The sequence below is a fragment of the Rhizobium sp. T1470 genome, from assembly GCF_042140505.1.
Classification (GTDB): domain Bacteria; phylum Pseudomonadota; class Alphaproteobacteria; order Rhizobiales; family Rhizobiaceae; genus Rhizobium; species Rhizobium favelukesii.
On record NZ_CP148091.1, the window covers coordinates 3,860,945 to 3,877,223 of the forward strand.

The following is a 16,279-nucleotide window of genomic DNA, read 5'->3' on the forward strand; positions in this document are numbered from 1 at the left end:
CCGACATGGACGTCCCGCCGCGCTTGGGGGCGGCGGGAGCGGTTGGCCTTCGTGCCGCACGGCTATTGGCTATTGCGACTTTTGAGGATCGTCCGCCGGGTTGACGTACTTAATGCTCCACGGGCCGTTGGTGTTGATTTGGACGACAGTCTCATCGTCGAAGTAAACAAAATGCGCCGTACCCGGCGGCAAGGCAAAGAAACTGCCCGCGGGCAGTGCCTTCGTGGCGCTCCGATCGGCGGTTTTGCCCATGCCAATTTTGGCAGCCCCGGATATGACCGTGACCACTTCATAGCCAGGATGCGTGTGCGGTGGGATCGCATACCCCGGCGGCAATTTGAGCCGAAGGGCAAACAAGCCTTTCTTGGTGGGATTGCCGAACAAGACCGCCGCTTGGGCTCCGGCAGGAAGCGTTTTGGGAGCCCCGACCCACTTGACATCACCGGGAGCGAATATTGCGTGCGCATCCTGTGCCAAGGCAAAGGCTGCGGTCCCGCAGAATCCAATCCAACCGACTGCGAATATCGATGCGATTTTCATGATATCCTCCCTCTCGCCGGGCCTTTCACCTCGGCTGCACGCTGGAGCAGGCTCGCGAATGCTAAGAATACGTCCGCGGACCATCTCTAGGCAAGCGCTCCTCGGTCATCCGATCGAATGTCGGCAAGTCATTTCACCCGCTTGAACATCCATTTCACGACGTATTCGCCGCTTCGCTTCATCTTCGTTTTCGTCTTGACCTGGACCGGCCCGCCAAGAGCCGCCTCGGCTACATCAAACGCCTGCCGCGCCTCGGCCATTGCTTTGTGATAGGCGCTGTTGTCGCGCTTGGGGCTGTCGGCGACTGCCTGCACGAGGGCAGTCCAATCTCGTTCGCTGTCGCCCATGTATCGGCCCTCCCGTTAGCAGGAAACCGGTCTACGCTCGTCAGCGCGTGCTGCGCAAGCCATGATGATCGGCCGATTTCTGTAACGACCGCTGCGGGTGCTCGCAAACGAGATTGGCGCCCCAGTCAGACTCACCCATCGCGGTCGGCATAAGTGGCCAACCATCATCGGCTGCCTTTAAACGCCTCCTATCGCTCTCCCGCTTCCGGCCGCTTCGGTAACCTGCGGGCGGTGGCGCGAGAGTCTTGACCACGCGTGCTCGTCTGCGCCTTTGCGCGCCATGTCGCGGGCGGCGTGCCGAAGCCACGCGAGAAGGCTCGATTGAAGGCCGCCTCCGTCGCATATCCACGATATCGTGAAGCTCCATGCGATCGAGTTCATCTCGCGATAGCCCGACAACCCGATCCACCTGCCCCCCGATCCACCTGCCCCCCGATCCACCTGCCATTGTCGTGCACATCAGGATGAACAACTGCCCCAGCCTCGACCAGTCTTGCTTGTTCAGGCAGGCAATGTGGTCCCGGTAGATGGCGCAAAGGTCGGCCTTCGTCATGACATTGCCTCCTCTTTCCACGGTCCCGCAGCCAGGTAGGGCAGGTCGAACCTCGCCCGACACCAGACCAAGTAAAAAAGCCGGGAAGCTTTCGCTCCCCGGCCCTCTCCTCCACAATCAACCGCCGATCACACGTAACGGTTGACGATGTTTTCGAGCAGTTCCTGCTTGCCGGACTTCGGCTGCGGGTTGACGTCCTTGCTTTCGACCCACTCGGCGATCTGCTCCAGCGAGTATTCGCCGCGCATGAGCTTCTGGCCTTCCGCCGTGCCCCAGCCGGCGTAGCGGTCTTCCAACGGCTGGGAGAGCGCCTTGTCCTCGATCATCTTGGCGGCGGCCTTCAGGCCGCGGGCGCAGCAATCCATGCCGCCGACGTGGCCGATCAGGAGATCTGCCGGGTCCAGCGACTGGCGACGCAGCTTGGCATCGAAGTTCGTACCACCGGTCTTGAAGCCGCCGCCGGCCAGAACGTGATAGTAGGCCAGTGCCATTTCCGGAACATTGTTCGGGAACTGGTCGGTATCCCAGCCGGACTGATAGTCGTTGCGGTTCATGTCGATCGAGCCGAAGATGCCGAGCGCGTTGGCAAGCGCCAGCTCGTGCTCGAAGGAATGGCCGGCGAGGATCGCGTGGCCCTGCTCGATATTGACCTTCACTTCGTTCTCGAGGCCGTTCCTCTTCAGGAAGCCGTAGACGGTCGCGACGTCGTAGTCGTACTGGTGCTTGGTCGGCTCCTGCGGCTTAGGCTCGATCAGGATCGTGCCCTTGTAGCCGATCTTGTGCTTGTATTCGACGACGAGGTTGAGGAAGCGGCCGAGTTGGTCGAGTTCGCGCTTCAGGTCGGTGTTGAGCAGCGTCTCGTAACCTTCGCGGCCGCCCCACAGCACGTAGTTTTCGCCGCCGAGCTTCTGCGTGGCGTCCATGCAGGTCTTCACCGTCGCTGCGGAGAAGGCGAAAACGTCCGGATCTGGATTGGTCGCGGCACCCGACATGAAGCGACGGTTGGAGAAGAGGTTCGCCGTGCCCCAGAGCAGCTTGGTGCCGGTCGCGGCCTGCTTCTCGGCGAAGTAGTCGACGATCTCGTTTAGGTTCTTGGTGTTCTCGGCGAAGTTCTTGCCTTCCGGACGCACGTCGGCATCGTGGAAGCAGTAGTACGGAGCGCCAAGCAGCGAGAAGAACTCAAACGCGACGTCGGCCTTCAGCTTCGCAGCCTGCATCGTGTCTTCGAACCATGGGCGCAGGAAGGTCTGGCCGCCGAAGGGGTCGCCGCCCGGCCAGGTGAAGGTGTGCCAGTAGGCAACGGCAAAGCGCAGATGGTCTTCCATGCGTTTGCCGAGGACGACTTCGTCCTTGTCGTAATGGCGGAAAGCCAGCGGATTGGTGCTGTCCGGGCCTTCATACTTGATCTTCTGGATGTCGCCGAAAAATCCGGTGCTCATCTCGTGTCTCCTCGGGTTTGAGATTGTTGTTCTGGGTTCAGTGCTGCAGCGACTTGATCGCCGGGTAGAGAGCGCGGTAACGCTTGTAGGCATCCTCGTAGGCGCCGCTGAGAGCCGCGACGGGCTCAATCGTGCCGGCCGTCTTCGGCGGTGTGCAGACGGCAACCGGATCGGCGCCGGTCGCGGCGATCAGGCCGAGACGCGCGGCGCCGAAAGCGGCGCCGAAGTCGCCGTCCGCCGGCAGGTCGACCGGCACGCCGAGCGTCGTGGCGATCGAGGCCAGCCAGTAGCGCGAGCGCGAGCCGCCGCCGATTGCGGTGACGCGGGAAATATCCGTGCCAGCCGAGCGCAGTGCTTCGAGATTGTCGCGGATGGCGAAGGATGCGCCTTCCAGCACGGCTTGGGTCAGCACCACGCGGCTGCTCTCGCGCTCGAGGCCGATGAAGGCCCCGCGAATGACGGCGTCGTTGTGCGGCGTGCGCTCGCCCGAGAGATAGGGAAGGAAGGTAGCACCCGATGGCGCCTTCAGCGTTTCGCCAAGTTCGGTGGTCAGGTCCGCCGCCGACTTGCCGGTGACACCGGAATGCCAGTTCAGCGCATCCGTCGCCGACAGGATGACGCCCATCTGGTGCCAGGTATCAGGGAGCGCGTGGCAGAAGGCATGCACGGCGCTTTCCGGCTTCGGCAGATAGGCGGCATTGGCGGCAAAAAGAACGCCCGAGGTCCCGAGCGACACGAAGGCAGCGCCATCGCTGACCGTACCCATGCCGCAGGCCGAAGCTGCGTTATCACCTGCGCCGCCGGCAACGACGACGCTTTCCGACATACCCCACTTGCCGGCCAGCTCGCTGCGAAGCGTGCCACCCTGCTCCGTGCCTTCGATCAGATGAGGCATCTGCTTTTCATCGAGGCCGGTGACTGCAAGAAGCTCCGATGACCATTTGCGCTTGCCGGTATCGAGCCAGGCGGTGCCTGCCGAATCCGACATTTCGGAGATGTGCTCGCCGGTCAGCCAGAGACGCAGGTAGTCCTTCGGCAGCAGGACCTTGCCGACCTTGGCGAAGATTTCGGGCTCATGCTTGGCGACCCAGGCAAGCTTCGGCGCGGTAAAGCCGGGGAAAACGATGTTGCCGGTCAGCTTGCGGAACCGCGGATCGGAATCGAGCGCGGCGGCTTCGACGTAGGAGCGGGTATCGTTCCAGAGAATGCAGGGGCGCAGCACCTTGTCGTTTGCATCGAGCAGCGTCGCGCCGTGCATCTGGCCGGAGAGGCCGATGCCCTTCACGGCGGCGAGTTCCTTCGGATGCTTTGCCTTCAGGCCGGCAACGGCCTCTTCGGTGGCACGGATCCAGTGCGACGGCTCCTGCTCCGACCAGCCGGAACGCGGACGCGAGACATCGAGCGCGCCGTTGGCCGAACCGATGATCTTCTGATCGCCGTCGATCAGCATGGCTTTGACGCCGGAGGTTCCGAGATCGAGACCCAGATACATGTGTTTCTCCCCTTGCCGTTACGGCAGATTGTCTTTCAGGAATATGTCGAGGCGGATGCGCTCCTGCGCGTCGATCACGGAAAGTCCGTCCGCCTTCGCCTTGAGGACGCGGATGGCGCTGCGAACCTCATGACCCGCATCCTGGTTCAGAATTGCGTCAATCGTTCCGTCAAGGAGCGCGGCGCGCGTGTGCGCCGTCAGCTCGTGGGCGATGACTGTCAGCGACCGATCGACCGCCTTTTCCTTCAGCGCCTTGATCAGGCCGCGATTGCCGGCACCGAGGCTGTAGATGCCGATGATGCCGCTGTTCTTCGACAGCGCATCTGCCACCAGCATATGGGCCATCTCCGGATCGTCGCGGCCCTCGATGACAGGCAGGATCGAGAGCGACGGAAACTCCGCCGCGATAACGGCGGCGAAACCCTCGAGGCGTTCGCGATGGTCACGCACCAACATCGAGCCGGCGAGCACCGCGATCTCGCCCCTGGCGCCGCCGAGGAAACGCCCAAGCAGCCGCGCGGCCGTGCGACCGGCGGCAATATTGTCGACACCGGCGTAATGATGGCGCTGCGAGCCGGTGAGATCCGAAACCAGCGTCACGACGGGAATGCCGTCCTTCACCAGCCGGTCGACGGCATCGCGCACTTCAGGCGCATCGGTGGCTACAAGCGCGATTCCCGAAGGCCGCTCCTGGCTAAGCTCATCCAGAACCTTAACGAGCGCGCCCGGATCGAAGGCTGGCACCTCGAGGGTGCGAATATTCGTTCGCTCCACGGACGAACGCGCGGCGGCCGCACGGACCTCGGCGTTCAGCCCGTGCATGAAGGAATTGTCGCTGGCCGGCAGGATGAAGACGAGCGGATAAGTGCGGCCCTTGGCGAGGTTGGCAGCAGCGACATCCCTGATGTAACCGATCTCGCGAATGGCATTCTCGACCCTCTCGCGCGTCACGTGGCGCACGCCCGGTCGCTGGTTCAAAACCCGGTCGACGGTTGCCAGACTGACGCCTGCCGCAGCAGCGATATCGTGAACTGTAGGTCTCATCTCTCCTCCTGACGAGACCTTTAACTCCAAATTTGATGTACGTAAATCAAAATCTGTAAACACATCTTTCTATCGAAGATCGGCCGGTAATTTTTCACGGCTTGAAGCGTGATGGGCGATGGCGTGGAAGGAAAAAAGCAACAACGCCGGCTTGGTTTCCAGGCCGGCGTCACAATGCATTCATCGGAGAAATCAGTGGCCGCCGCCACCGCCGCCGCCCTGCGGAGCGGGTTTGTCGATCAGCACAATACCGACGATCATGGCGAGGAACAGCACGGTCAGCAACATAAAGATATCGGCGAAGGACATCACCATCGCCTGCTTCGTTACCAGACCGACCATCTGCTTGATCGCGACCACCGCCCCATCCATGCCATAGGCATCGTAGTTCGACGTCATGTTCTTGATCTGATCGAGCGCCATCGGATTGCCCCAGTCGAGACCCTCGCGGATCCGCTGATAGTGCACGTCCTGCCGGTTCGTCAGCACGGTGTTGATCACGGCAAGACCCACGGCGCCGCCGAGGTTGCGCGTCAGGTTGAAGAGACCGGATGCGCCGCGCATACGCGCCGGCGGCATCGTGCCGAGAGCGATATTGTTGATCGGCACCATGCACATCATCAGCCCGAAACCGCGCAGGATTTGCGGAATGAACAGCTCGTAGAAATCCCAGTCCGTGGTCATGCCCGTCATGATGTAGGTGCCGGCAGCAAAGCTTATGAAGCCCAGCACCATCATCAGCCTGAGGTCCATCTTGGTCGACAGCTTGCCGGCGATCGGCGCGGTGAAAAACATCGCGAGACCCGACACGAACATCGTCTCGCCGATCATCAGCGAATCGTAGCCTCGGATGCGCCCGAGATAGAGCGGATAGATATAGGTCAGTCCGTAGAGGCCTATACCCATGACGAAGGAGAACAGCGAGCCGACGGCAAAGTTTCGGTTGCTGAAGGCCCTGAGATCGACGACCGGGAAGTCCACTTTGAACGCCCGGTAGAAGAACACGACGCAACCGATCGCCGAGGCGACGGCACCCATGGTGATGTGGCTGTCGTTGAACCAGTCGTTCGAATTGCCTTCTTCCAGTACATATTCCAGCGCGCCGAGGAACATGCCCATGGAGAGCAATCCCCACCAATCGAACTTCTTGATCAGCGAGAATTCCGGCTTGTCGAAATCGATGAAGTTCCAGGTGACGATCGTCACGATGATACCGGGCACGATATTGACCAAAAACAGCCAGTGCCAGGAGAAGGCATGGCTGAGATAGCCGCCGACGGTCGGGCCGATCGTCGGTGCAAGCGTGGCGATCAGGCCTATGATCGGCGACACGATGCTACGCTTGGAGGGCGGGAAGATCGTGAATGCGGCCGCAAAAACCGACGGGATCATGCCGCCGCCGATGAAGCCCTGAATGGCGCGGTAGACGATCATCTGGTCGATGTTGGTCGCCGTCGCACAAAGCGCACTCGCCATGGTGAACCCCGCAGCCGAGGCCGCAAACAGATATCGCGTCGAGACGATGCGTGCGAGCGTGCCCGACAGCGGAATCATGATGACTTCAGCGATCAGGTAAGATGTCTGCACCCAGCCGATCTCGTCCGAACCGGCGCTGAGGCCCGCCTGGATTTCGGCAAGCGACGCCGACACGATCTGAATGTCGAGGATCGACATGAACATGCCGAGCACCATCGCGAAGAACGCGATGAGCTTGCGGGGATCCATATGATCCGTGGCAGCCGGAGTGGCCGGAACGGTTCCAATTGTTGCGCTCACGGCCATGGGGCTACCTCGTCAGACGATATTACTTGGCGGCGTCCGGCGCTGTGCGCGTGTCGACATCAACGACAACGCTGAGGCCAGCACGCAGGCGGCCGCTATCGAGGGCGTCCTGTGGCAGCGAGATGCGAACCGGCACGCGCTGGATAATCTTCGTGAAGTTGCCCGTCGCATTTTCCGGGGGCAGCAGCGAGAAGACGGAGCCGGATGCCGGCGAGATCGATTCGACCGTCCCGACGATCGGGCGATCGTCATAGGCATCCACGTGGACGTTAACCTTCGAGCCCGGAACCAAATGCTGGATCTGCGTTTCCTTGAAATTCGCATCGATGAAGAGCTGGCGGACCGGGACGAGCGCCATCAGACGCTGGCCGGGCGACACAAGATCGCCTTCCTGGACGGAACGGTTGCCGACAACGCCGTCATAAGGCGCCTTCAAAACCGTGAAGGAGAGGTCACGGGCAGCCTTGTCGCGCGAAAGCTCGAGCTGGCGGATCGTGCCCTCAGCTTCGCGGCGCTGCGCCTGCAGGAGCGTGATGTTTGCCTCCGCGGACGCGATCGCGGCATCGCCACCGATGAGGTTCGCCTTTGCCTGATCGAGCGCGATGTTCGCAGCGTCGAGGTTGGCGGTGGTGCCGACAGACTTGGATTGCAGTTCTGCGGCACGGGTCTGCGTGATCTGTGCACCGCGAACAGTGGCTTCCAAGGCAGTCTTCTGGGCTTTGGCCTGATCAAGGCTTGCCTGTCCACCGGCGATCTGCGCGTCGATGCGCTGCAGCGAGAGCTTTTCGGTATCAAGGGAAGCCATCGCCTGATCGAGGGCGAGCTTGTAGTCGCCGTCGTCGAGCGATGCCAAGAGGTCACCTGCCTTGATTTTCTGGTTGGCAACGACATTCACCTTGGCGACGTAGCCTGTGACCTTCGGCGAGATCGTCGCGATGTCGCCTCCGATATAGGCGTCATCGGTCGAGACCAGGAAACGGCCCGTCGTCCACCAATCGTAGCCGTACCAGCCAGCGCCTGCGAGCAGCGCAAGGCCAATGATCGGCAGAGCGAGACTGCGCTTTTTCTTCTTCTCCGCGGGAGCGGCCTGCGTCTCAGCAGGAGCTTGCGGCGCGCGCGGTGCTTCCGCGGTGGGGACTGCTGCTTCCTGAGCCTTGCCCTCGGTATCAGCAGGCTCGCTGACGATGCGGGCAACATTGGCTTTTGGATTGGACGACATGGGCGGCTACCGGTAAATCGAGTGAATTTAATCGAACTGAACGGTTCGGTTCGGTTCGGTTGACATAGAACCTTTTTCCATTCATATCAAGATATATCGAACCGGTTGGTTCGGTTTTATTAACGAAAAATTCGCTGATGCGGATATGGTTAAGGAGCGATGACAGAGCTTTCCGATACGCGCGTGGACGACTCTCCGGCGACTGGCGGCCGATGGGCCGCAGGCGAGGACCCTGCCAAGCGCAAACAAATTCTCGACGGCGCCCGACGCGTTTTCATGAAACTTGGCTTCGATGCCGCGAGCATGAACGATGTAACGCGCGAGGCCGGAGTTTCAAAGGGAACGCTCTACGTCTACTTCGCCAACAAGGAAGAGCTCTTCACCGCGATGATGGAGAGCGAGCGAGCGGCTTTTGTCGCCAGCGTGCGCAATACTCTCAAGGAATCCAATGATCCCGACGTCGCGTTGCACGACTTCGGCATGACCTTTGTCAGCCACCTGACCGAGGATAAGGTCATCAATGCAATGCGCACGGTCATCGGTGTACGCGACCGCATGCCGCACCTCTGTCAGCGCTTTTTCACCGGCCCGGAGAACATCCGGACGGTGTTGAAGGATTTCCTGACGAGCCAGGTCGAGGCGGGCCGTTTCGAGATCGACGACATCGAGCTTGCCACCCGGCAGTTCCTGGAACTCTGCGGTGGAAGTTTCTTCAAGCTGCGCCTGTTCGGCGACATGGACGCCCCTCCTCCGCGCGAGGAGATGGATCGCGTGGTCAATGGCGCCATCCGCGTCTTCACGGCAGCCTACGGCGCCAAGAAGCAGTCCTGAACCCGCCCTTTGATTTCTTCCTCCGTCCGCGCCAGAATTCCGCAACCGGGATCAAACGCGACCTGCTGCCCTTCGCTATGAAAGGCGTGCAGCCAAGGGAGAAGGAATGAGCGCCATCGGACGAGCGATCTGGTTTATCGAAAGTCATTTCGGCAACGACATCACTCTGCAAGAGATTTCGGACGTTGCCGGGCTTTCGCGCTACCACCTTTCGCGCGTCTTCGGGCTCGTCACCGGGCATTCGATCAGCAGCTATATTCGCGCCCGCCGCCTGAGCGGTGCGGCACGGACGCTGCTCGATCAACCGGCCAACATTCTCGAGGTTGCTCTCGACGCGGGTTACGGCTCGCACGAGGCATTCACCCGTGCCTTTCGCGATCAGTTCGGTTTAACCCCTGAGGCCGTCCGCAAGCAGGGGCACACGCGCAACCTCGCAGTTCTGGAGCCGATCCGCATGGACCCCGCCCGCCTTCCCGAACTCGAACCGCCGCGCTTCGAAACCCTGCCGCCGATGCTCTTCGCCGGTTTGCAGGAGACATATCCCTACGGTGGCAACGCCGCGATCCCCTCACTATGGCAAAAATTCAATGTTCATTTCGGCAACATTCCCGGCCAGATCGGCAATGTCGCCTATGGCGTCTGCACGCATATCGAGGGCGAGGCAGAGACGTTCCGCTACATGGCGGCAGTGGCAATCGGTGACAGCAGCGACCTGCCGGACGGCTTTACCACGCTAAAGATACCCGGCCAGCGCTACGCGGTCTTTGCTCATCGCGGCCATGTCTCTGGCATTCCCGCAACGATGCATCAGATTTTCGGGAACTGGATGCCGAACTCCGGCATTCAATTCGGCAACATGCCCGACATGTTCGAGCGCTATGACGAGCGCTTCGACCCCTATACCGGCATGGGCCTGACGGAAATCTGGATTCCCATCAAGGAATAAAAGTCGTCTGGCTTTCGTATATCCCTTGCGCGCTTGCCAAGGCAGGCTGCGTCCGTACATTGCGAGCGTCAAACTATGTGGCGCAAGGGGATATCCGCCAATGCAAGACATCATGATGCTCGTTCAGGACCCGGCCGCCTGGGTGGCCCTCGTCACCCTCGTGGTGATGGAAGTGGTCCTCGGGATCGACAACCTCATCTTCATTTCTATTCTCACCAACAAGCTGCCGCCCGAGCATCGCGAGAAAGCACGCAAGGTGGGCATTGGCCTCGCCCTCGTGATGCGACTTGCCCTCCTTGGCACCATTGCCTGGATCGTGAAGCTGACGACACCGATCTTCGAACTGTTCGGCCACGGCTTCTCCTGGAAGGACATCATCCTCATCGCCGGCGGTCTCTTCCTGCTGTGGAAGGCGACGAAGGAAATTCACCACAACGTCGATCCGATCGATCACAACGAGGATTTCATTGGCACGGCGGCGACGGCCGGCTTTGCTGCCGCCATTGGTCAGATCCTGCTGCTGGACCTCGTCTTCTCGGTCGACAGCATCATCACCGCCGTCGGCATGACACCGCATTTGCCGATCATGGTCGTCGCCGTGATTGCGGCAGTGACCGTGATGCTGGTCGCCGCCACGCCGCTTGCGAATTTCATCGAGAAGAACCCAACCATCGTCATGCTGGCCCTTGCGTTCCTGATGATGATCGGCACGACGCTGATCGCCGAGGGCATGGGCTTCCACGTGCCGAAGGGCTACGTCTACGCCGCGATGGCCTTCTCGGCGTTGGTGGAGGTGCTCAACATGGTCGCCCGCAATGCTCGCCAGCGGAAAAAGCAAGGCGCCCACTGAACCACCAAAAGGCGCGGCTCCGGGCCGCGCCCTAAAGCATGTCCCCCAGGCTCCAATGATTGCCCCACCGCGCGTCGATCTCGTCATCGACGTTCTGATAGCGGATGTCCGTCGATAGCCTGATCCGGTTCGAGGCGCTTTGGTTCGTGGTCGAGGCGTGGATCATATAAGGACTGTGCAACACGACGTCGCCGGCCTCGTAGTCGGCGACCAGCCAGCGCGTATTGAAGCGCTCCGCCATCTCGGGGAGGTCCTTCGAAACCCAGCCGCCCTCGGTCATGTTGCGGTTGAATGCACTGATCCTTTCCTCTGCAGACAGGTCGAGGCTCTTCCTGTAAAGCTCCTCTTCCATACGCATGCCGAGGGCATGCGATCCCTCAAGATAGACGAGCCCGCCCATGTCGACCGGTGTATCGCCGATTGGAATCCAGGCGGTCACCAGCCGGTTGGTGCCGCCCCGCAGATAGACGAGATCGTAATGCGCGGGGGTTGCCGTCGCCGTGCCGGGCTGGGTGAAACGCATGATCTTGCGCTTGTGCAGGTAGGAGATCCCGGAAAGGAACTCGTCCATGAACCCCGCAAGCCGCGCCTGCGCGCAAAAACCCTCAAAGGCGACCGAGCGGACAAGCGACATCAGAATGCGATCGACCTGGCCTTTGTCTATGCCCGTGCCGGCGGATAGCCCGAGCATCGGATCGGAGCCGGGTGCGACGAGCCCGCCGCGTGCCAGATGCGAGAAAACCCAGCCGCGAAACGCATTGACCGCATCGGGATCGAGAAAGCGCTTCAACCAGACATAGCCGTTCTCGTGATAGAGCCTGCGGATCGCCTCCACGCCGATCGATGGATCCGTCGGCACGACCCCACCCAACCGGTTCGCCGCAGTCGAAAGGACCTTCCCGTTGGCGTCCAGGTCGGTCGCCGGCTGACCGGGCTTGCGATCCAGAGCAAGACTTGACATTTCGATCACTCCCAAAGCGAAATAGATGCTGGAAAACCTGGAGGTAAGAAAGCAGACTTGCCATGGATTATAGCGCGACGATCAGGATGAGACGCCGCATTGCCTCGCCAAAAATGCTCCTTGATTATTGGCCGTTGCCTCATCTGATTTGCTCCCAGCATTTGTGGGTGCGGAGCAAATCAGATGAGGCACATCAGCGTGACGACCAAGAAAGAATTGATTGCAGCTTTAGCAAAGCGCTACCTCCAAGGCAGCCGAGAGGAAAAATCGCGCATTCTCGATCAGTTCGTTGCGATCAGCGGCATGCACCGGAAACATGCGATGCGGTTACTCCGCGGCACACATAATCAAGTCGCGTCTCGACCACGTCCTCGGATCTATGACGAAGCCGCCCGCCAAGCGCTTATCGTGTTGTGGGAGTCGTCCGACCGTGTTTGTGGAAAGCGGCTAAAGGCGCTGCTCCCGACGCTGGTCATCTCCATGGAGCGGCACGGACACCTCAACCTGGATGACCGGGTTCGGGCTCTGTTATTGCAGATGAGCGCCGCGACGATTGATCGCGCTCTGAAAGACATTCGCGAAACAGCGGGCGGCCGGCGACGCCGGCATTCGGTGGCTTCGTCTGCGTTAAGGCGTAGCGTCCCCGTCCGGACATTCTCTGACTGGGATGATCCCGCGCCTGGGTTTGTTGAAGCAGATCTTGTCTCCCACTCCGGCCCCGTTGCGCGGGGCAGCTTCGTCCAAACGCTAGTCCTCACCGATATTGCCAGTGGCTGGACGGAATGTGCGCCTCTGCTTGTGCGTGAGCAGAAGCTTCTGACGGAAGTGTTGAGTGAGTTGCGGCGTCTGATGCCGTTTCCGCTGCTCGGCTTCGATACGGACAATGACAGCGTGTTCATCAACGAAACGATCAGGGATTACTGCCTTGATTCCAATATCGAGTTCACGCGTTGCCGTCCCTACCGCAAGAATGATCAGGCTTTCGTCGAGCAGAAGAATGGGTCGATCGTTCGCCGCATTGTTGGTTATCATCGCTATGAGGGGGTCGAGGCCGCTGCGACCCTGGCCGATCTATACCGATCGGTGCGCTTGTTCATAAACTTCTTTCAGCCATCCTTTAAGCTGCGGGAGAAGCGTCGCGATGGCGCGGTGGTCAAAAAGATCTATCATCCTCCTGCGACACCCTATCAGAGGCTCTTGGCAGATCCGAGAACACCGACCGAAGTCCGAAATCGGCTATCGCACATCGGCGATCAGTTGGATCCTGTGAAACTATTGCGCGATATTCGAACAGCGCAGCAGCGTCTTGTCGAGGTTGCCAGCAATGCCTCGCTGTCAACAGCCACGCCGGATATCGAAACGTTCTTGCAGAACCTGCGCCACGCCTGGACGGAAGGCGAAGTCCGTCCGACGGCCAAAGCGAAACCAAAACTGCGCCGAGAGCGACGTAGACCAGACCCGCTCATCCGCGTGACCGACGATCTCCGCTCTTGGTTTGAGGAGGAACCTTGGCGGACAGGCCGCGAGTTGCTCGAGCGGCTTCAAGAGCGTTATCCGAATGAGTACCCCGACGGACTCCTGCGAACAGTGCAACGGCGCGTCAAAGAGTGGCGTCGAAATAAAGCCCATGCCATGATCTTCGGCGCAAATTCCGAAACAGCTCAACTCTCCGCGACTTGAACGCTCGCAGCAGAAAGGAGCAATCTTGTGAGGCAATGATCAAGTGCATCAGGAACATTCACAGGCGAGGCAATACGGGTCTCACCTTGTTTGTCGCCGCGCACCATGGATGGAAAGAATGACTGGATTTTTCGCTCATGATGAAACACCGATCGCCCTCTATCGCTCACCCTCTGCCGGCGGCACGGCGCTCGCCGTCACGGGGTTCGGCCGGCAACGCATTGGAACACGCATCGCCAACCGCCGCCTGCCGATGCACGCCGTCGTCCTCGTCGAAGCCGGGCATGGCACGTTGCAGACGGTGAAGGCGGGTGTTCAGGAGATCCGCGGGCCATCGCTCTTCTGGCTGCCCGCCGGCACATTGCATTCCTATGGCCCGACGAACGGAGAGAGTTGGGAGGAACGATGGGCTCTCTTCGAGGGAACGCTGACGGCAGACCTGATCCGTCAGCGCCTGATATCCGCGGCAGCTCCGCTGGTGCGGCTGCACAATCTTCGCGAGATCCAGCATCTCTTCAGCGCGCTTCATTCGGACTTTGCAGCAGGCGATCCGCTCAGCCTTGCATCGGCAGCAGCGACGCTTCACCGCATCGCCGTCCAATGCGCCCGCCAGGCAACCACGCGCAGAAACGATGCTGGCGACGTAAAGGTCGAGTTGGTGATCGAGACCCTGCAGCGTCGCGCATTCGAGCCAACGGACATGCAGTCCCTCGCGCAGGAATTCGCCATGTCCCCGGCAACGTTGCGGCGGCGTTTCCAGGCAGCCATCGGCCTGTCACCGAAGGCCTTCCAGCAGCGCCTTCGCATCGATCGGGCCAAGCAGTTGCTGGCGACATCCGATCTCTCGATCGAGGCGATTTCGAATGCCGTCGGCATCGAGGACGCATTCTACTTTTCCCGAATGTTTCACGATCGCGAACACTGTTCGCCAAGCGAGTTTCGCCGCCAGCACTGCAGATTGTGAGCGCAGCCGGATCAACCGCTCTTCGCAATTTGACGAATGGCGGGCTCAGTGCGCACCACCACCACCTGCCTGCGACTTCCGGGTGAGCAACAGAGCGAACGCGGCGATGGCAAGCACCACCCCGATGACGGCGAAAGTGTCGCTGAAGCCAAGAATGAGCGCTTGGCGCTTGACGATTTGGCCCAGGACGACGATGGCTTTCTTGCTGGCGACCGCCGGGTCTGAGACCCCGTGCGCCAGGAAATAATTCGTCGTTTGGCTGAGGCGGTCGCGAACCTCGTCGCGGGCAAGCGTCACAGACTGACCGATGATATTCGAATGGAACTGCTCGCGCTTCGTCAGGATCGTACCAAGCGATGCCGTGCCAACGGCGCCGCCGAGGTTGCGCAGCATGTTCGTCAAGCCCGAGGCAGCCGCAGCATCCGACGCAGCGATGCCGGCAGTCGTGATGGCGGTGATCGGGGTCAGGACAAGGGCCTGGCCTATGGCGCGCACGATATTCGGAATCCAGAACTGATCACCGGCGTTGTCTGCCGACAGCGTGATGTTCATGAAACAGCTGATCGCGAAGATCGAAATGCCGAGGAAGCCGATATAGCGGGCGTCGAAGCGCTTCATCAGCAGTGGGACCAGCGGGATGAGGAGCAGTTGCGGCAATCCGGTCCAGGCCAGCACATTGCCGATCTGCTCGGCGTTGTACCTCTGCACCTGACCCAGATACTGCGGGAGGATGTAGACGGTGCCGAACAGGGCGACGCCGACGAGCACATTGACAGCAACGCCGATACCGAAATTGCGCTGTTTCAAAAGACGCAGCTTCACCAGGGGTTTTTCAACCGTCAGTTCGATCCAGATGAAAGTGACGAGGAAGACAACGGCCACGATGCTGAGCTTGACGATGAAAGGCGAGGAGAACCAATCCTCCTTGTTGCCCTCCTCAAGCACGGTTTGCAGGGCAGAAAGGCCGATCGCCATGGTAAAAATGCCAGCCCAGTCGCCCTCCTTCAGCAGGTGGAGCTGCATCGGCTGCTTCTCGAGCGTCAGGGCAAGCGCGATCGCCATGACGGCGCTCGGAACAGCGTTGATGAAGAAGATGGTCTGCCAGCCGTAATTTTCGGTGAGAAAGCCGCCGATCGTGGGGCCGATGGCCGGAGCGAAGGTAACGGACAGGGCAAAGAGCGCCAGGCCGCGCGGTTGCTGTACCTTCGGCAGCTTGGTCAAGACCATGGTGAAAGCCATCGGGATCAGCACACCGCCGGCAAATCCCTGCAGCCCGCGCAACAGGATCATCGTCCCGAGATCATGGGCGAACGCACAGGCAATCGAGAAGATCGGGAAGAGAACCGAATTGACGAGAATGTAGCGGCGGAAGGAAAAGACGCTGCTGAAATACGCCGTCAGCGGAATGACGACGATCTCGCCGATCAGATACGAGGTGGAAATCCAGGCACCATTGTCGACGCCTGTGCCGATGCCGCCCTCGATCTCGAGGAGGGAAGCATTGGTGATCTGGATGTTGAGGATTGCCATGAATGCGCCGATCATGCCGGCAAGTACGGCAATCCAATCCTTCATGCTGGCACGCGGCTGGGAGACAGCAATTGTGGTAGACATGACAAGATCCTCATCTT

At 60.5% G+C, this 16,279-nt stretch carries 14 protein-coding genes; 5 read left to right on the forward strand and 9 right to left on the reverse strand.

Going from position 1 to position 16,279, the window contains the following annotated elements:
* Positions 1 to 69 precede the first annotated feature (69 nt).
* The 7 genes from WGT02_RS19400 to WGT02_RS19430 all read right to left on the reverse strand — a co-directional run bounded on the left by WGT02_RS19400 (position 70) and on the right by WGT02_RS19430 (position 8,416).
* A complete protein-coding gene (locus WGT02_RS19400) occupies positions 70 to 540 on the reverse strand; it encodes a cupin domain-containing protein (RefSeq protein WP_024314895.1) in 471 nt (156 codons plus the stop codon).
* 128 nt (positions 541 to 668) lie between these two features.
* Positions 669 to 887 (reverse strand): hypothetical protein, encoded by a 219-nt coding sequence (locus tag WGT02_RS19405; RefSeq protein WP_024314896.1) that lies wholly within the window; start codon positions 885 to 887, stop codon positions 669 to 671.
* Positions 888 to 1,568: 681 nt separating this feature from the next.
* The gene (xylA, locus tag WGT02_RS19410) at positions 1,569 to 2,879 is read right to left on the reverse strand and encodes a xylose isomerase (protein WP_024314898.1); all 1,311 of its coding nucleotides are present in this window, start codon (positions 2,877 to 2,879) and stop codon (positions 1,569 to 1,571) included.
* A gap of 37 nt (positions 2,880 to 2,916) precedes the next feature.
* Positions 2,917 to 4,371 (reverse strand): xylulokinase, encoded by a 1,455-nt coding sequence (gene xylB / locus WGT02_RS19415; RefSeq protein ID WP_208249650.1) that lies wholly within the window; start codon positions 4,369 to 4,371, stop codon positions 2,917 to 2,919.
* An 18-nt stretch (positions 4,372 to 4,389) separates the two neighbouring features.
* Complete coding sequence (locus WGT02_RS19420) at positions 4,390 to 5,415, reverse strand: LacI family DNA-binding transcriptional regulator (protein ID WP_024314900.1); 1,026 nt, start codon at positions 5,413 to 5,415, stop codon at positions 4,390 to 4,392.
* Positions 5,416 to 5,607: 192 nt separating this feature from the next.
* Positions 5,608 to 7,197: a DHA2 family efflux MFS transporter permease subunit gene (locus tag WGT02_RS19425; RefSeq protein ID WP_024314901.1), complete on the reverse strand. Its 1,590-nt coding sequence runs from the start codon at positions 7,195 to 7,197 to the stop codon at positions 5,608 to 5,610.
* A gap of 22 nt (positions 7,198 to 7,219) precedes the next feature.
* Entirely contained in the window at positions 7,220 to 8,416 is a 1,197-nt protein-coding gene (locus WGT02_RS19430; RefSeq protein WP_024314902.1) for an HlyD family secretion protein, read from the reverse strand.
* A gap of 159 nt (positions 8,417 to 8,575) precedes the next feature.
* Between WGT02_RS19430 and WGT02_RS19435 the strand changes: the two genes are divergently transcribed.
* From WGT02_RS19435 to WGT02_RS19445, 3 genes are all read left to right on the forward strand, one after another.
* A complete protein-coding gene (locus WGT02_RS19435; protein ID WP_208249648.1) occupies positions 8,576 to 9,247 on the forward strand; it encodes a TetR/AcrR family transcriptional regulator in 672 nt (223 codons plus the stop codon).
* A 106-nt stretch (positions 9,248 to 9,353) separates the two neighbouring features.
* Complete coding sequence (locus tag WGT02_RS19440; RefSeq protein WP_208249646.1) at positions 9,354 to 10,193, forward strand: AraC family transcriptional regulator; 840 nt, start codon at positions 9,354 to 9,356, stop codon at positions 10,191 to 10,193.
* Between the two features lie 100 nt (positions 10,194 to 10,293).
* Positions 10,294 to 11,043 carry a TerC family protein gene (locus WGT02_RS19445; protein ID WP_024314905.1) on the forward strand — a complete coding sequence of 250 codons (750 nt, stop codon included), beginning with the start codon at positions 10,294 to 10,296 and terminating at the stop codon, positions 11,041 to 11,043.
* A gap of 31 nt (positions 11,044 to 11,074) precedes the next feature.
* Here the strand turns inward: WGT02_RS19445 and WGT02_RS19450 are convergent, their stop codons facing one another.
* Positions 11,075 to 12,004 (reverse strand): phytanoyl-CoA dioxygenase family protein, encoded by a 930-nt coding sequence (locus WGT02_RS19450; protein WP_024314906.1) that lies wholly within the window; start codon positions 12,002 to 12,004, stop codon positions 11,075 to 11,077.
* Positions 12,005 to 12,187: 183 nt separating this feature from the next.
* On the opposite strand from WGT02_RS19450, the gene WGT02_RS19455 reads away from it, so the two are divergent.
* Both WGT02_RS19455 and WGT02_RS19460 read left to right on the forward strand, forming a co-directional pair.
* Entirely contained in the window at positions 12,188 to 13,684 is a 1,497-nt protein-coding gene (locus WGT02_RS19455) for a DDE-type integrase/transposase/recombinase (RefSeq protein ID WP_208245018.1), read from the forward strand.
* A 118-nt stretch (positions 13,685 to 13,802) separates the two neighbouring features.
* Positions 13,803 to 14,648 (forward strand): helix-turn-helix domain-containing protein, encoded by an 846-nt coding sequence (locus WGT02_RS19460; protein ID WP_024314907.1) that lies wholly within the window; start codon positions 13,803 to 13,805, stop codon positions 14,646 to 14,648.
* A 45-nt stretch (positions 14,649 to 14,693) separates the two neighbouring features.
* Here the strand turns inward: WGT02_RS19460 and WGT02_RS19465 are convergent, their stop codons facing one another.
* Positions 14,694 to 16,262, reverse strand: coding sequence for a DHA2 family efflux MFS transporter permease subunit (locus tag WGT02_RS19465; protein ID WP_208249644.1), 1,569 nt, complete (start codon positions 16,260 to 16,262; stop codon positions 14,694 to 14,696).
* Positions 16,263 to 16,279 lie beyond the last annotated feature (17 nt).

Excerpts from the sequence above, each read along its gene's own strand:
- WGT02_RS19400 (WP_024314895.1), bottom strand. The coding sequence starts at position 540 with ATGAAAATCGCATCGATATTCGCAGTCGGTTGGATTGGATTCTGCGGG.
- WGT02_RS19405 (WP_024314896.1), bottom strand. The coding sequence starts at position 887 with ATGGGCGACAGCGAACGAGATTGGACTGCCCTCGTGCAGGCAGTCGCC.
- xylA (WP_024314898.1), bottom strand. The coding sequence starts at position 2,879 with ATGAGCACCGGATTTTTCGGCGACATCCAGAAGATCAAGTATGAAGGC.
- xylB (WP_208249650.1), bottom strand. The coding sequence starts at position 4,371 with ATGTATCTGGGTCTCGATCTCGGAACCTCCGGCGTCAAAGCCATGCTG.
- WGT02_RS19420 (WP_024314900.1), bottom strand. The coding sequence starts at position 5,415 with ATGAGACCTACAGTTCACGATATCGCTGCTGCGGCAGGCGTCAGTCTG.
- WGT02_RS19425 (WP_024314901.1), bottom strand. The coding sequence starts at position 7,197 with ATGGCCGTGAGCGCAACAATTGGAACCGTTCCGGCCACTCCGGCTGCC.
- WGT02_RS19430 (WP_024314902.1), bottom strand. The coding sequence starts at position 8,416 with ATGTCGTCCAATCCAAAAGCCAATGTTGCCCGCATCGTCAGCGAGCCT.
- WGT02_RS19435 (WP_208249648.1), top strand. The coding sequence starts at position 8,576 with ATGACAGAGCTTTCCGATACGCGCGTGGACGACTCTCCGGCGACTGGC.
- WGT02_RS19440 (WP_208249646.1), top strand. The coding sequence starts at position 9,354 with ATGAGCGCCATCGGACGAGCGATCTGGTTTATCGAAAGTCATTTCGGC.
- WGT02_RS19445 (WP_024314905.1), top strand. The coding sequence starts at position 10,294 with ATGCAAGACATCATGATGCTCGTTCAGGACCCGGCCGCCTGGGTGGCC.
- WGT02_RS19450 (WP_024314906.1), bottom strand. The coding sequence starts at position 12,004 with ATGTCAAGTCTTGCTCTGGATCGCAAGCCCGGTCAGCCGGCGACCGAC.
- WGT02_RS19455 (WP_208245018.1), top strand. The coding sequence starts at position 12,188 with ATGAGGCACATCAGCGTGACGACCAAGAAAGAATTGATTGCAGCTTTA.
- WGT02_RS19460 (WP_024314907.1), top strand. The coding sequence starts at position 13,803 with ATGACTGGATTTTTCGCTCATGATGAAACACCGATCGCCCTCTATCGC.
- WGT02_RS19465 (WP_208249644.1), bottom strand. The coding sequence starts at position 16,262 with ATGTCTACCACAATTGCTGTCTCCCAGCCGCGTGCCAGCATGAAGGAT.